At 53.2% G+C, this 660-nt stretch carries 1 protein-coding gene; it reads left to right on the forward strand.

From position 1 onward, the window contains the following. Nucleotides 1–421: hypothetical protein (locus AC1D0P_RS26740; protein WP_477679495.1), on the forward strand; the 421-nt coding region annotated here is incomplete at its 5' end. Between the last annotated feature and the right edge of the window lie 239 nt (nt 422–660).

Here is a 660-nt window from a genome sequence, read left to right on the forward strand (position 1 = left end):
CCTTTACCCTGTTCTCGCAACGATCCTGGCTGCCTATGCATTTCCCGCACTGTCTGCGACAGTGGACGGCAAGCTGGTGTCGCTCGATGCCAATGCGCGCATTCTGACATTGGAGAGCGGCGCCGAATTGAACCTTGGGGAATATGTCGCGCTGGACGGGCTTGAGCCGGGTCAGGTGGTCAGGGTGACATATGCCGACGGGACGACGGACGCGACAGAAGTCGATGTGCTTGAGCAACTGCCTGTCGACCCGACCGCAAGCGATACGACCACAAGCGATACGACGACCGACACCAGCAGTGTGCCCGTGGATGATGGCACCACATCGTCCGACAGCAACACTGACCAGACGAGTGTACAAACCGACAGCAACCCTGTCGATCAAACAACGTCGGACGTCCAAAGCACGCAGGCACAGTAAAATTCAAGCGCTCGGCTGCATTGGAAGCCGGGCTATATCTGTGCGACAATTTGCCGCACGTATGGAGTGCGCCGGATTGACATAACTCATCTGAGTTATGCGAGAGAATCCATTGATAGTTATTTGCTAAAATACAACTTTTTTTGATCTGTCATCTACTTTTTATTGATCTCCCGAAAAACCTCATGTTAATCGTGTCTCCGATCCGGCAAAAGGGGCTTGGATCGAGGGGATATTTA

Source organism: Polaromonas sp. P1_G2, assembly GCF_056405515.1.